Here is a 14366-nt window from a genome sequence, read left to right as displayed (position 1 = left end):
TCATTCGGGATCTCATCCCTGGGTCTTCTGGATGGCTTCGCGAAGCACCTGGCGGTCGTCGAAGGGACGGACCACCCCGGCGATGTCCTGGCCCTGCTCGTGGCCCTTGCCCGCCACCAGCACGGTGTCGCCGGGCTCGGCCCGGGCGACGGCGGCGGCGATGGCTGCGGCCCGGTCCTCGAAGACCTGGACCTCGCCGCGCTCGTGCGCGGGCACGGACGCCGCGCCCATGAGCATGGTGGCGAGGATCGCGAGGGGGTCCTCGGAGCGGGGGTTGTCGGACGTCAGTACGGCGGTGTCGGCGAACCGGGCCACGGCGGCGCCCATCGGCTCCCGCTTGGTGGTGTCCCGGTCGCCGCCGCAGCCGAGCACGGCGTGCAGCTTGCCCTCGGTGACCTTGCGGAGCGCCCTGAGGACGGATTCGACCGCGTCGGTCTTGTGGGCGTAGTCGACCACCGCGAAGTAGGGCTGGCCCTCGTCCACGCGCTCCAGGCGGCCCGGCACGCCCGGCACCGCGGCGACGCCGTCGGCGGCCGTCTGCGGGTCCAGGCCGGCGGCGGCGAGGGAGACAATCGCGGCGAGGGTGTTCGCCACGTTGAACGGGCCGGCCAGCGGCGACTTGGCGGCGATCCGCTCGCCCTCGGGCCCGAGCACGGTGAACGTCGAGTCCAGCGGGCCGACCTCGACCTCGTCGGCGCGCCAGTCGGCGTCGGGGTGGCCCTCGGCGGAGTAGGTGACGACCGGGACGGTGGCCTCGTTCGCGAGGCGGCGCCCGTACTCGTCGTCGACGTTGACCACGCCGAGTCTGCTGCGTTTCGGCGTGAAGAGCTGCGCCTTGGCCTGGAAGTAGTCCTCCATGCCGGAGTGGAACTCCATGTGCTCCGGGCTGAGGTTGGTGAAGACCGCGATGTCGAAGACGCAGGCGTCGACCCGGCCGAGCACCAGAGCGTGGCTGGAGACCTCCATGGCGACCGCGTCGGTGCCGCGCTCGCGCATCACGCCGAACAGGGCCTGGAGGTCGGTCGCCTCGGGGGTGGTGCGCTCGGACTTGATGCGCTCGTCGCCGATGCGCATCTCGACCGTGCCGATCAGCCCGGTGGACTTCGCCGTGCGCAGACCGCCTTCGACGAGGTAGGCCGTGGTGGTCTTGCCGGAGGTGCCGGTGATGCCGATCTGGAGGAGGTCGCGGCCGGGGTGGCCGTAGATCGTGGCCGCCAGCTCGCCCATCCGCGCGCGCGGGTCGTCGACGACGAGCGCCGGCAGACCGGCGGCGGCGACGCGCTCCGCACCGGCCGGGTCGGTCAGCACGGCGGCGGCGCCGAGGCCGGCGGCCTGGGTGACGAAGTCGGCGCCGTGGGCGCGGGCTCCGGGGAGAGCGGCGTACAGGTCACCTGGGCGGACGGCACGCGAGTCATGGGTGATGCCCGTGACCCCTGCGGTGCTGTCCGGCGCGGTGACACCCAGCTGGTCGGCGAGTTCCGCGAGGGGTGTGGCGGAGAGCTGCGCCGGCCGGGGCGGTCCCGGGTAGGTCACGGGGTGGCCCTTCTGGGTGGTTTGGGACTGATCAGCGTGTGGCACGGCGGTGAGCGTACCGGGCGAACCCGCTTCCGGGCGAAGTGAGGTGCGGGGGGAGACCTGGGGGGTGCTCCGGTTCCCGGGATCGGGGGTGATCGTTGTCACGGGTGGTTCCTGGTGGCTCGGTACTGAATCGGCGCTGGCTCGGTACTGGCTCGCTGCTGGTCGGGGTGTGCTCGTGCCGGTCAGGGTTTGAAGGTGACCGGGAGGTTCGCGGGTTCGGCCCCGGTCGGCGGGACCTGGAGGGTCTTCAGGGCGAACTCCATGACCTGCTTGTGGATGGGGCCGCAGATCTGGCCGCCGAAGTAGCTGCCCGCGGTGGCGTTCTGGATGGCGCAGTAGACGGTGACGCGCGGCTTGTCGGCGGGGGCGAAACCGGCGAACGACGAGGTGTACCCCTTGTACTTGCCGGTGGCCGGATCCACCCGGTTGGCCGTGCCCGTCTTGCCCGCCACCCGGTAGCCGGGGATGCGGGCCTTGGTGCCGGTGCCCTCCTCGTCGTCGACGACGGACTCCAGCATCCGCGAAAGGGTCTGCGCCGTCTTCTCGCTGATCACGCGAGTCTTCTTGGGCTCGGGAGCCGGGGTGAAGCGCCCGTCGTCCTCCTTGGTGCCGCGCACGAGCGTGGGTTCGACGCGGACGCCGCCGTTGGCGATGGTCGAGTACACGGAGGCCGCCTGGAGCGCGTTCACGGAGACGCCCTGGCCGAAAGGAATCGTGTACTGCTGCGAGGTCGACCACTGGTCGGGCGGCGCGAGGATGCCCTTGGTCTCGCCGGGGAAGCCGAGGCCGCTGTAGCCGCCGAGGCCGAACTTGCGCAGGTAGGAGTAGAGCACCTTGTTGGCCTCCTCCTGCGTCTTGCCGAGCTCGCCGGTGGCCATGATGGTGCCGATGTTGCTGGACTTGGCGAGCACGCCGTTGAGCGTGAGGTACCAGGTGGGGTGGTCGACGTCGTCCTTGAACAGCCGGTCGCCGCGCTTGAGCCGGTTCGGGATGGTGAGGTGGGTCATCGGCGTGGCGGCGTTCTCCTCCAGCACGGCCGCCATCGACATCACCTTTGCGGTGGAGCCGGGTTCGAAGGCGTCCTGGAGGGCGGCGTTGCCCAGCGCGTCCGGGTCCGCGTGGGAGAGGTCCCCCGGGTCGAAGCCGGGCGAGTTGGCCATGGCGAGGATCTCGCCGGTGGCCGTGTCCTGGACGATGACGTAGCCGCCGTCCGCCTTCGACTTCTCCACCTGCTCGCTGATGGCGTGCTGGGCGGCCCACTGGATGTCGCGGTCGATGGTGAGTTCGACGTCGCTGCCGGGCACGGCCGGGGTCTCGGTGGAACCGGCGGTGGGTACCTGGCGGCCGCCGGACTGCGCGTAGCGGATCTTGCCGTCCTTGCCGGCCAGCTTCTCGTTCAGCTTCCGTTCCAGACCGCCGCCGCCCTTGCCGTCCGCGCCGACCCAGCCGAGAATGCCGGCGGCGAGGTCGCCGCCCGGGTACACGCGCTTGCTGCTGGGGTCGGCGAAGACGCCCGCGAGGACGTTGACCACGGACTTGTCCGTCTCCGCCTTCTTGGTGAGCGCGGTCTTCAGGTCCTTGATCTGGTTCCAGACCTGTGGGGTCTGCCGGCGGGCGAGGCGGACGTAGCGCAGTTCCTCGTTCTTCGGGCGGAGCACGTCGACCAGGTCCTCCTGGTCCTCGCCGAGGATCGGCGCGAGAAGCGCCGCCGCCTGCTCGGGGCCGTCGCCGACCTTCAGCTGCTCCCGGGTGAACATCGTGGGGTCGGCAGTGATGTCGTAGGCGTCCACGGTGGTCGCGAGGGCCACGCCGTTGCGGTCCGTGATCCCGCCGCGCTCGGCGGGCAGCGTGTGGACGACGTAGCGGTTCCGCTCGGCCTTGGCGGAGTAGGTGCCGGCGTCGACGGCCTGCACCTGGAGGAGCCGTACGACGAAGGCGGACATCACCAGGGTGAGCGCGAGGCCGATCATGCGCAGCCGTGGGCGGGGGCTGCCCAGCCGGATGACGCGGGGTGCGGCGGGCCGGGACGGGCCCGGCCGGCGGGCGGGCCGGGCGCCGGGGCCGGGCTGCCGCCGTCCGCCCTGGCGGACGGGCCTCGCGGGTCCGGGCACGCGGCGGCGCGGCGGTTCCCTGTCGGACACTTCCGTCACCTGCCGGGAGTCGGGGTCTGGGTGGTCGTCGCCGCCGGGGTGGGGGTGGCGGGCGTGGCCGCGGTGCCGGGGGCGGGGGCCGGGTCGGCCGGCCCTGTGCCGGCGGAAGGCTCGGCGCCGGCGGAAGGCTCGGTGCCGGCGGGACGCTCGCTGCCGGGCGGTGCGGTCAGCGCCTCGGGGGCGAGGACCAGCGGGGCGGAGGCGGCGGTGGGCGCGGGGCTGGGCGAGCCCTTGACGGTGCCGTCGGGGGCGAGGAAGGCGGGATCGCCGCCGGGTACCATGCCCAGCTCGCGGGCGCGGCGCTGGAGGGCGCGGGGGGCGGAGTAGGCGTCGATGTCCCGCTGGAGCGCCTGCTCCTCGTCCGTGAGCTCCTTCGTCCGCTGTTTCAGGTCGTCCAGCTGGAAGGAGCCCTCGCTCAGGGCGGAGTTCAGCACCAGGAGGCCGATGAGGCCGCCGCCCAGGAGGACGACCACGAGGAGGACGAACGGCGCCCGGGCCGCCTGACCACGTGCGCCGCCCGGCGGGAGCAGATGGGCGAGCCGGGCCGCCCTCCCCTTCAGTTCGGGTTTCCTACTCACTCGCCCTCCCCTCGGCCCGGGCGGGCCGTCCGCACCCGCGCCTGGCCTGCCTCACTCGCTTCACCCGATGGACTCCCTGATGCGCTGGGCTCCGCGCAGCCGTGCCGGTGCCGCCCGCCGGTTCTCGGCGATCTCCTCCTCGGTGGGAAGTTCGGCACCGCGCGTGAGCAGCTTGAGCCGGGGCGCGTAGCGTTCCGGGACGACCGGGAGTCCGGGGGGCGCGGTGTTGGCCGCGCCGGCCGCGAAGACCTGCTTGACCAGCCGGTCCTCCAGCGAGTGGTACGACAGCACGGCGATCCGCCCGCCCACGTCGAGGGCCTCGACGGCGGCCGGGATCGCCTGCTCCAGGACGGACAGCTCGCCGTTGACCTCGATGCGCAGGGCCTGGAAGGTGCGCTTGGCCGGGTTGCCGCCGGTGCGCTTGGCGGCCTGCGGCAGCGCGGCGCGGATCAGCTCCACGAGGCGCGCGCTGTTGCCGAACGGCTCCTTCTCGCGCTCGCGCACGATCGCGGAGACGATCCGCTTGGCCTGCTTCTCCTCGCCGTACGCCCGCAGGATGCGGACGAGTTCGCCCGGCGGGTACGTGTTGAGGACCTCGGCCGCGCTCATGCCGGCCGTCTGGTCCATGCGCATGTCGAGCGGGGCGTCCTGGGCGTAGGCGAAGCCGCGGTCCGCCTCGTCGAGCTGCATCGAGGAGACGCCGAGGTCGAAGAGGACGCCCTGGACGCGCGGGACGCCGAGCCGGTCCAGTACGTCGGGCAGCTCGTCGTAGACGGCGTGCACCAGGGTGGCGCGCTCGCCGTAGGGAGCGAGTCGCTCGCCGGACAGGCGCAGGGCCTCCTTGTCCCGGTCGAGGGCGACGAGCCGCGCCTCGGGGAAGCGTTCGAGGAACGCCTCGCTGTGGCCGCCGAGTCCGAGCGTGCAGTCGACGGCCACGGCGCCCGGCTCGTCGAGGGCGGGCGCCAGCAGGTCCAGGCACCGCTGGAGCATCACCGGGACGTGTCGACTCTGGCTCAAGTGGGGCGGCCTCTCAGGTCCGGCGCGGCGTCACGCACTGCCGGGTCCCCTCCCGCTCGCTCGTGAAGGGGAGGCCTGCCGGCGCCAAAAGCGTCGGCCGGCCGGGAGCGGGAGGAGGCCGAGCCGTACGTACGCGCCGCGCACGCGGGGAGATCTGGCGGGACGTCGCCCAGGTCTCCGGGGATTTCAGTCCAGCAGGGAGAGCCTCGCCTCCCGCTTCGCGTCACTTTAGTCCACCGTGTCGCCCGGTCAATCAACCGGCCTGCGCGTCGCGGACGCCGGCGTCCCCAAACCGCTGCCGTGCCGCTTTTCACTCGTACGGGCGCGTCCGCCACCCTCTGTGGATTGGCTCACAACAAACACTGATGACGTTCTTTGTCCCGCTTCACGGCGGGCCGCGGAGGGGGACGGCCAGTAACGTCATGGATATGACGACTTCTGCATCGGTACCCGCCGGCTCCGAATCCGCCATAGTCGGCGACCACACCGTCACCGACCGGCTCGTCGAGGCGAACGAGCGCTACGCCGCCGCGTTCGCCGACCCCGGGATGGACGCCCGTCCCGTACAGCGCGTCGCCGTCGTGGCCTGCATGGACGCACGCCTCGACCTGCACGCCGCGCTCGGCCTGCAGCTCGGCGACTGCCACACGATCCGAAACGCGGGCGGTGTCGTCACCGACGACGTGATCCGCTCGCTCACCATCAGCCAGCGGGCGCTCGGCACCCGCAGTGTGGCCCTCATCCACCACACCAACTGCGGCATGGAGTCCATCACCGAGGAGTTCCGCCACGACCTGGAGCTGGAGGTCGGCCAGCGCCCGGCGTGGGCGGTCGAGTCCTTCCGCGACGTCGACCAGGACGTGCGGCAGTCGATCGAGCGGGTGCGTACCTCGCCGTTCCTGCTGCACACCGAGGACGTACGTGGTTTCGTCTTCGACGTGAAGACGGGCCTGCTGCGCGAGGTCGCCCCCGCCTGATCCGGCCGCCCGCCCCGATGACTCGCACCGCGCAAGCGCCACAAAGGCCGTAAGGCCCGACATATCGCGGCCAGTTGTCCACAGGCGAGTGACACGAATCGGTAACGGCAGCAAGAATGCGGGAAGTGGTGTCGCGCGGAACTATTTCCGCGCGGCGTCCGTGATTCGGGGTGGGCCGGTCCGCGTTCGGGGGCCGACCCGGCAAGTTGGGGTACCCCAGCTTCTCAGGAAGCGCGGGGAAAGGCCGAGGAGGGCCGGGTGACGACCTATGACGATCAGGCGAGCCATGGGGGCGCCGCCGCGCGAGCGTATGCGAGCGTGGGGGACGATCTGACCGCTGTGGTCGAGCGGGTGCGCGATTCGGTGGAGGGTGTGATCGAGGGGAAGCCCGAGGTCGTGCGGCTCTCCCTGACCGTGCTGCTCGCCGAGGGCCACCTGCTGATCGAGGACGTCCCGGGAGTCGGCAAGACCATGCTGGCCAAGGCGCTGGCGCGGTCCATCGACTGTTCCGTGCGCCGGATCCAGTTCACGCCGGACCTGCTGCCCTCGGACATCACCGGAGTGTCCATCTGGGACCAGCAGCGCCGGGACTTCGAGTTCAAGCCCGGCGCGATCTTCGCGCAGGTGGTGATCGGCGACGAGATCAACCGCGCCTCGCCGAAGACGCAGTCCGCACTGCTGGAGTCGATGGAGGAACGCCAGGTCACCATCGACGGGCAGACCTACGAGCTGCCCAGCCCCTTCATGGTGGTGGCGACGCAGAACCCGGTCGAGATGGAGGGCACCTATCCGCTGCCGGAGGCCCAGCGCGACCGCTTCATGGCGCGGGTCTCCATCGGCTATCCCAGTCCGGACGCCGAGTTGCAGATGCTCGACGTGCACGGCGGGGTGAACCCGCTGGACGACCTGCAGCCGGTGGCGCACGCGCACGACATCCTGAAGCTGATCGAAGCGGTCCGGGGCGTCCACGTCGCCGACCCGGTCCGGCGGTACGCCGTGGACCTGGTCGCCGCCACCCGCACCCACCCGGACCTCAGACTCGGCGCCTCGCCGCGCGCCACGCTGCATCTGCTGCGTGCGGCGAAGGCGTCGGCCGCCCTGAGCGGCCGGGAGTACGCGCTGCCGGATGACGTGCAGGCCCTCGCGGTCGCCGTCCTGGCCCACCGCCTGCTGCCCACCGCGCAGGCCCAGCTCAACCGCCGCACCGCCGAGCAGGTCGTCCAGGAGATCCTGCAGCGCACACCGGTGCCCGCGGCACCCCAGCAGCAGACGGGCTTCGGCGCCGGCCGCGGCGCGCCGGCGTACGGTCAGCAACCGCCGCGGAGGCTGTGATGGACGCCGGGGGGACGGACCGGCCGGACGACGACCGAGGTGAGGGCGGCGGCATCCGCACCGCCCTGGCCGGTCTGACCACCCGCGGGCGCTCCTTCCTGGCCGCCGGCATCGCCGCCGCGGTCTGCGCCTACGTCCTCGGGCAGAGCGACCTGCTCCGCGTCGGACTGCTGCTGGGCGTGCTGCCGCTGGTCTGCGCGACCGTGCTCTACCGCACGCGCTACCGGGTGGCGGGCAGCCGCCGGCTCTCCCCCGGGCGGGTGCCCGCGGGCAGCGAGGCCCGGGTGCACCTGCGCATCGACAACGTCTCGCGGCTCCCCACCGGTCTGCTGATGCTCCAGGACCGGGTGCCCTACGTGCTCGGGCCGCGCCCCCGCTTCGTACTCGACCGGGTGGAGCCGGGGGGCCGCCGCGAGGTGTCCTACCGGGTCCGCTCCGATCTGCGCGGCCGCTATCCGCTGGGCCCGCTCCAGCTTCGCCTGACCGACCCGTTCGGGCTGTGCGAGCTGACCCGGTCCTTCTCGACGTACGACACCCTGACCGTGATCCCGCGCGTGGAGGCGCTGCCTCCGGTACGGCTGAGCGGGGAGGCGAAGGGGTACGGCGAGGGACGGCAGCGCTCGCTCGCGCTGGCGGGCGACGACGACGTGATCCCGCGCGGGTACCGCTACGGCGACGACCTGCGCCGCGTGCACTGGCGCTCCACCGCGCGCTACGGCGAGCTGATGGTGCGCCGCGAGGAGCAGCCGCAGCGCGCCCGCTGCACGGTGCTTCTGGACACCCGGGGCCTGGCCTTCGAGGGCGCGGGCCCCGACTCGGCCTTCGAGTGGGCGGTGTCGGGCGCGGCGTCCGTGCTCGTGCACATGCTGGAGCGGGGCTTCTCCGTCCGGCTGCTCACCGACACGGGCGATTCGGTGCCCGGTGAGGGCGCCGAGGGCTTCGCGGGCGCGAGCCAGGGCACGGCCGACGCGGCCGGGCTGATGATGGACACGCTCGCGGTGATCGACCACTCCGACGGCACGGGCCTGTCCCGGGCGTACGACGTGCTGCGCGGCGGGAACGAGGGGCTGCTGGTGGCGTTCTTCGGCGACCTGGACGAGGAGCAGGCCACGGTGGCCGCCAAGATACGGCAGCGCAGCGGTGGTGCCGTCGCCTTCGTCCTGGACAGCGAGGCCTGGACGCGGGAACCGGCCGACGTGCCCGGTCCGTTGGACAGGAGCGAGGAGCGGCTGCGGATGCTGCGCGAGGCGGGCTGGACCGCGGTGCACGTGCCGCGGGGCACCACCCTGGAGGAGCTGTGGCGCCTGGCGGACCGGGAACGCACCGGCCTCGCGGCGGCGAGCGGCTGGGAGGGCATGCGATGAGCGGGCGGGCGCGGCTGGCGGTGTGCGCGTGGGCGGCCACTTTGATGGCAGCGTGCGCGCTGCTGCCCCTGGTCGACCCGGCCACCTGGATCCTGCAGGCCGCGTTCCTGCTGGCGGTCCAGTCCGCGGTGGGCGCGGCGGCGCGCCGGGTGCCGCTGGCTCGGCCGCTGACCATCGCCGCGCAGGCCCTGGTCACGCTGTTGCTCCTGACCCTGGTCTTCGCCCGGCAGCAGGCGCTCGCCGGTCTGATTCCCGGCCCGCAGGCCTTCCAGCGCTTCGCCGACCTGCTGCAACAGGGCGGCGACGACATCGCGCGGTACGCGATCCCGGCGCCGCTGGAGTCCGGCGGTATCCGGCTGATGCTGGTCGGCGGTGTCCTGGTGATCGGGCTGCTGGTGGACACCCTCGCGGTGACCTTCCGCAGCGCCGCCCCGGCCGGGCTGCCGCTGCTCGCGCTGTACTCGGTGGCCGCCGGGCTGTCCGAGGGCGGTACCGACTGGCTGTGGTTCCTGATCGCGGCGGCCGGCTATCTGATGCTGCTCCTGGCCGAGGGACGTGACCGGCTCTCGCGGTGGGGCCGGGTCTTCGGCGGCGCGCCACGCCTCCCTGGCGGGGAACAGAACGGCGCGGTCGCCCCCGTCCGCACCGGGCGGCGCATCGGTGCGTTCGCGCTGGGCATCGCCCTGGTGGTGCCGCTGGCCCTGCCCGCGATGAACGGCGGGCTGCTGGACAGTGCCAGGACGGGCGGCGGCTCCGGCACCGGTGGCGGCACGATCTCCGCGGTGAACCCGCTGGTCTCCCTGCGCGACAGCCTCAACGTCGACGAGAACCGGCAGGTCCTCTCCCTCGAGACCGACTCGGAGGACCTGTCGGACCTGTACCTGCGCATCGTGTCCCTGGACGACTTCGACGGCACCACCTGGAAGCCGTCCAAGCGGCACATCACCACCGTGCCGGGCGGCACCTTCCCCACGCCGGCCGGCCTCGGCCCCGACGTCGAACGCGCGGAGATCCGCACCACCGTCACGGCCGCTGACTGGTACGCCCAGGACTGGCTGCCGATGCCGTACCCGCCGAGCGGCGTGCGGGTCGCGGGCAACTGGCGCTACGAACCCGTCGGCATGACCCTGGTCGGCGACCACGGCCAGAGCACCCGCGGGCTCACCTACGAGGTGCGGAGCCTGAACGTACGGCCGACGGCGGACCAGCTCGCCGCCGCACCGCAGCCGTCCACGGCGCTGAAGCGCGAGTACACCGAGTTGCCGGACTCGCTCCCCGATGTGGTCTCCCGGACCGCCCGCGAGGTGACCTCCGGTGCGGCGAACCCCTACGAGCAGGCGGTCAGGCTCCAGGAGTACTTCGCGATCAACGGCGGCTTCGAGTACGACACCCAGGTCAAGGTCGGCAGCGGCTCGCAGGCGATCGCCCGCTTCCTCGAGGACAAGCAGGGCTTCTGCGTCCACTTCTCCTTCGCGATGGCGGCGATGGCCCGCTCGCTGGGCATACCGGCCAGGGTGGCGGTCGGCTTCGCGCCGGGCTCCCCGCAGGCGGACGGCTCGGTGTCGGTGGGGCTGCGGGACGCGCACGCCTGGCCGGAGGTGTACTTCGAGGGGGTGGGGTGGACCCGCTTCGAGCCGACGCCGACGCGTGGCTCGACCCCCTCGTACACGGTGGAGGAGACGCCGGGCAGTTCGGTACCCGACCCCGCCCTGCCGTCCCGGAACCCGCAGACGGAGCCGTCGGCGGCACCTTCGGCCAGCGAGACCTGCACGGCCCAGGACAAGAAGCTGGATGCCTGCGCCGACGAGACCGCGGCGGCCGTGCCGGTCACCGGCGGCAGCGGGCCGAAGTGGTACGCGGTGCTGGCCTGGACCTTGGGCGGGCTCGCGGTGCTGCTGCTCCCGCTGGCACCGATGCTGTGGCGGCTGCGTACCCGGTCGGTACGGCTGGGGGCGCACGGCCGCGGCGAGGCGGACGCGGGGCCGCACACACTGGCGGTCTGGCAGGAGCTGACCGACACGGCGTGGGACTTCGGGATCATGCCGGAGGAGTCGCAGACCCCGCGCAAGGCGGCGGCCCGGATCGTCCGGCTCGGACAGCTCGATCCGACGGCCGCGGCGGCGGTGCACCGGGTGGCGGACGCCGTGGAGCAGGTGCTCTACGCGCCACGGCCCCGTCTGGCGGCGGGTCTCACGGAGGACGTCCACCGTGCGAGCGCCGGTCTGCGGGCCACGGTCAGCCGCGGCACACGGCTGCGCACACAGTTCGCCCCGCGTTCGACCGTACGGGTGGCCTGGACGGTGTCGGCCCGGTGGGCGGCCCTGAAGAAGCGAGCCGCGGCGGCCCGGCCGGCGCTGCGCAAGGCGTCGGGACAGCAGAGCTGAGCCGACGCGTCGGACGGGTGCGGCAGGATCGAGCCGACGGGACAGCGGACTGAGCCGGCGGCACGGAGACACGGCCCGGGCGGGAGCGATCGGGGTTGGTCCGGGCCCGGGCCTGGGCCTGCCAGTCCCTGCACCAGGCGACCGTCCCTTCCCTGACCCACGACAGCCTCGTCGCTCCGGGCTCCGGGCTCCGGGCTCCGGGCTCCGGGCTCCGGGCTCCGGGCTCCGGGCTCCGGGCTCCGGGCTCCGGGCTCCGGGCTCCGGGCTCCGGGTGGGCGAACGACTCGGCGGGCAGACAGGCACGCGTGAGGGGGTGACCACCGGCCGGGTGGTCACCCCCTCACGCGTATGTCCTGGTGAGCGGCGGCTCGGGGCTACTGGCCGCCCTGCTGCTCATCCCTTCGCCGTTGCCAGCGCTCGTCGATGCGGTCCATCATGGAGCGCTTCTGCCGTTGCTGACGGCGCGCCTGAGGTCCGGTACCGGCAGCCGGCTGCTCGCCCGGCTTCGGCGCCTTGCGCCAGCCGGTCACGGCGAGCACCGCGCAGCCCAGCATGACGAGGAAGCCCACCACACTGAGCCAGACCTGCTGGGCGACCATACCGGCCATGAGGAGCGCAATACCTACGAGGAAGCCCGCGACCGCCTGGTAGACCCGTCGCCGGGTGTACGTACGCAGCCCGCTTCCCTCGAGCGCTGTCGCGAACTTGGGATCTTCGGCGTACAGCGCTCGCTCCATCTGCTCGAGCATGCGCTGCTCGTGCTCCGAGAGCGGCACGGAGTCCTCCTCATCGTGCAGTCGCCGGGGCGACCCGGGGGGGTCTCTTCAGGATAGGCAGGGAATCGCCCCCGTGAAACCCGCCCCTCTACGCCAATTGGCCAACCGGTCTCCGTCATGGCCGTGCCGGCTCGCTGAAGTTCCCATTCCCCAGCGGCCGACCCGTCATGCCGGGCGGTCTCCCTCGATCATACGGCGACTGGCCCCCGTTCGGGGGGCCTGTGGCGTACTCCATCTGCAGTCGCGCCCCTGATCAGCGCCTTACCCCACGGGGTAGCTCAAGCCTCCGCGGTCCCTCGCGTCTCACCGAGCACATGGAGCTGTGTGGCCACGGAGTGGAACGCGGCGAGTTCGGCCGCCGCGGCCTCCAGCTTCAGCAGCGCCTCCATGGCCCCGGGCTCGGTGTCCACCAGCACTCCGGGGACGAGGTCGGCGAAGACCCGCACGCCGTGCACGGCACCGATCCGGAGCCCTGCGGCCTCGACCAGTCCGGTGAGCTGTCCGGCGGTGAACCGGCGCGGTACGGGGTCACCCGTACCCCAGCGGCCGTCCGGGTCGTCGAGGGCCTGCCTGGCCTCCGTGAAGTGGCCGGCGAGGGCGCGCGCGAGCACGGCACCGCCGAGCCCCGCGGCGAGCAGGCTCAGGACGCCCTCGGCGCGCAACGCGTCCACCACGTTGCGGATGCCCTCGGCGGGGTCGTCCACGTACTCCAGGACGCCGTGGCACAGCACCACGTCGTAGCCGCCGCGCTCGACCACGTCGAAGAGGCCGTGGGCGTCTCCCTGGACACCGCGCACACGGTCGGCGACGTCGGCCTCGGCGGCGCGGCGCTCCAGGGCGAACAGGGCGTTGGGACTCGGGTCGACGACGGTGACGCGGTGGCCGAGGCGGGCCACGGGCACCGCGAAGTTGCCGCTGCCGCCCCCGGTGTCCAGGACGTCCAGCGCCTGGCGGCCGGTGGCCTTGACCCGGCGGTCGAGGGCGTCCTGGAGGACGTCCCAGACCACGGCGGTACGAAGGGCGGCTCGGGAACGCGAGGGCTCGGAGCGCTGCGACGCCGTTTGCGGGCGGGGTTGGGAGACGGGCGGGCGCATCGGGTCCGACACGGCAGTTGACTCCTCGGCGCGGCACCGCCTCGGCACGGGCGGAGCGAACGGGCTGCCGCCCTCTCCCGGGCAAGGGAAGGGGCAGGCTTCAGGCGCCTCCCACCCTATTGCCTCCGGTGCGCCGACCGGTCACCCCGTGCCACCGGCCCGGGAGGTACTCCGTGGCCCGGTGCGGCGATGCCCGGTGCACCGCCGCGCCGGGCCACGTGCTCATCCCGCGTCCGGCAGGTCGCGGCCCGACCGCTCGCTCCCCGGCCAATCCCTGCCCGACCGCTCGCTGCCCGGCCATTCCCCGCCCGACCGCTCGCTGCCCAGGCGGTTGAAGTCCGGACGGTCGACACCGAGGCGCCCGGAATCGGGACGGCCGGAGTCGAGGTCGGCGGAGCCGGGACGGCCGGGGTCGAGTTGGCCGGGTTCAGGGCGGCCTCGGTCGCTGTGGTCCGGGCTCGGGTGGTCCGGGCTCGGACGGGCCTGGCTCGGACGGGCCTGGCTCGGGTGGTCCGCGTCGGGGCGGGGCTGGGGCAGGACCGGCTGGAGGACCAGCATCCGCTCCACGAGGCGCAGGAACATCGCCACGTCGCGTATCAGGTCGTCGGCGTCCCGGCGGCTCGCCGCGCCCTCGATGCCCGCCTCGGCCCGGGCCCGGCGCCGGGCGCCCGCGGCGAACAGCGCGCTCCAGTCGGAGAGCTCGGGCGCGATCTCGGGGAGCACTTCCCAGGCACTGCGGATCCGTGCCCGGGCCCGTGGTGTCGTCTCGGGGCGTCCCCGCGCGGCGAGCACCGCGGCGGCGGTGCGCAGGGCGGCGAGGTGGGCCGTCGCGTAGCGCTCGTTCGGTGTCTCGAGGACGGTGGCCTCCTCCAGTCCCGCCCGGGCCTGGGCGAGCAGGTCCAGGGCGGCGGGTGGGGCGGTCGCCCGGCGGAGCACGGGGTGCACGTCGCTCGCCGGGCCGGTCAGTGAGGGTGCAGGGCCGGCTGCGCGGCGCCGCCGGGCGGCGGCTGCGGACGAGTGGGCCATGACGATCCTCCTGTCGTCGCCGTGACGGCACGCCCTGTTACGAGGTGCCGTATGCGCCCATAGTGAGCTATGCCACTGACAATCCGTTCT

The 14366-nt window shown here is 73.2% G+C and carries 10 protein-coding genes and 1 pseudogene; 4 read left to right on the top strand and 7 right to left on the bottom strand.

The window, feature by feature from the left end:
* Positions 1-12: 12 nt before the first annotated feature.
* The 4 genes from ACZ4V1_RS12985 to rsmH all read right to left on the bottom strand — a co-directional run bounded on the left by ACZ4V1_RS12985 (position 13) and on the right by rsmH (position 5323).
* Entirely contained in the window at positions 13-1533 is a 1521-nt protein-coding gene (locus ACZ4V1_RS12985; RefSeq protein WP_468334804.1) for a UDP-N-acetylmuramoyl-L-alanyl-D-glutamate--2,6-diaminopimelate ligase, read from the bottom strand.
* A gap of 227 nt (positions 1534-1760) precedes the next feature.
* Positions 1761-3728, bottom strand: a complete 1968-nt coding sequence (locus ACZ4V1_RS12980) for a peptidoglycan D,D-transpeptidase FtsI family protein (protein WP_468333750.1) — start codon at positions 3726-3728, stop codon at positions 1761-1763.
* Positions 3725-4306, bottom strand: a complete 582-nt coding sequence (gene ftsL / locus ACZ4V1_RS12975; protein ID WP_468333747.1) for a cell division protein FtsL — start codon at positions 4304-4306, stop codon at positions 3725-3727. The genes ACZ4V1_RS12980 and ftsL overlap by 4 nt, the downstream gene beginning before the upstream one ends.
* A gap of 60 nt (positions 4307-4366) precedes the next feature.
* Positions 4367-5323, bottom strand: coding sequence for a 16S rRNA (cytosine(1402)-N(4))-methyltransferase RsmH (gene rsmH / locus ACZ4V1_RS12970; protein WP_468333744.1), 957 nt, complete (start codon positions 5321-5323; stop codon positions 4367-4369).
* 422 nt (positions 5324-5745) lie between these two features.
* Between rsmH and ACZ4V1_RS12965 the strand changes: the two genes are divergently transcribed.
* From ACZ4V1_RS12965 to ACZ4V1_RS12950, 4 genes are all read left to right on the top strand, one after another.
* The gene (locus ACZ4V1_RS12965) at positions 5746-6300 is read left to right on the top strand and encodes a beta-class carbonic anhydrase (RefSeq protein ID WP_468333741.1); all 555 of its coding nucleotides are present in this window, start codon (positions 5746-5748) and stop codon (positions 6298-6300) included.
* Positions 6301-6558: 258 nt separating this feature from the next.
* Positions 6559-7632 carry an AAA family ATPase gene (locus ACZ4V1_RS12960; protein ID WP_468333738.1) on the top strand — a complete coding sequence of 358 codons (1074 nt, stop codon included), beginning with the start codon at positions 6559-6561 and terminating at the stop codon, positions 7630-7632.
* A complete protein-coding gene (locus ACZ4V1_RS12955; RefSeq protein WP_468333735.1) occupies positions 7632-8996 on the top strand; it encodes a DUF58 domain-containing protein in 1365 nt (454 codons plus the stop codon). The genes ACZ4V1_RS12960 and ACZ4V1_RS12955 overlap by 1 nt, the downstream gene beginning before the upstream one ends.
* A complete protein-coding gene (locus tag ACZ4V1_RS12950; RefSeq protein ID WP_468333732.1) occupies positions 8993-11380 on the top strand; it encodes a transglutaminase TgpA family protein in 2388 nt (795 codons plus the stop codon). The genes ACZ4V1_RS12955 and ACZ4V1_RS12950 overlap by 4 nt, the downstream gene beginning before the upstream one ends.
* 374 nt (positions 11381-11754) lie before the next feature.
* Here ACZ4V1_RS12950 and ACZ4V1_RS12945 read toward each other — a convergent pair whose 3' ends face one another.
* The 3 genes and pseudogenes from ACZ4V1_RS12945 to ACZ4V1_RS12935 all read right to left on the bottom strand — a co-directional run.
* On the bottom strand, positions 11755-12156 hold the full coding sequence (locus ACZ4V1_RS12945) for a spore wall synthesis complex protein (protein ID WP_468333729.1): 402 nt from the start codon (positions 12154-12156) through the stop codon (positions 11755-11757).
* 278 nt (positions 12157-12434) lie between these two features.
* On the bottom strand, positions 12435-13262 hold the full coding sequence (locus ACZ4V1_RS12940) for a methyltransferase (RefSeq protein ID WP_468333726.1): 828 nt from the start codon (positions 13260-13262) through the stop codon (positions 12435-12437).
* A gap of 453 nt (positions 13263-13715) precedes the next feature.
* Positions 13716-14276, bottom strand: a pseudogene (locus ACZ4V1_RS12935) (SAV_6107 family HEPN domain-containing protein); the annotation flags it as partial.
* Positions 14277-14366 lie beyond the last annotated feature (90 nt).

The organism is Streptomyces sp. NPDC028991 (assembly GCF_055564775.1).
This window is presented reverse-complemented; position numbering and strand designations above follow the sequence as displayed.

Bases quoted from the DNA above. Each gene is read 5' to 3' on its own strand.
- ACZ4V1_RS12955 (WP_468333735.1), top strand. From the start codon at position 7,632: ATGGACGCCGGGGGGACGGACCGGCCGGACGACGACCGAGGTGAGGGC.
- ACZ4V1_RS12950 (WP_468333732.1), top strand. From the start codon at position 8,993: ATGAGCGGGCGGGCGCGGCTGGCGGTGTGCGCGTGGGCGGCCACTTTG.
- ACZ4V1_RS12965 (WP_468333741.1), top strand. From the start codon at position 5,746: ATGGATATGACGACTTCTGCATCGGTACCCGCCGGCTCCGAATCCGCC.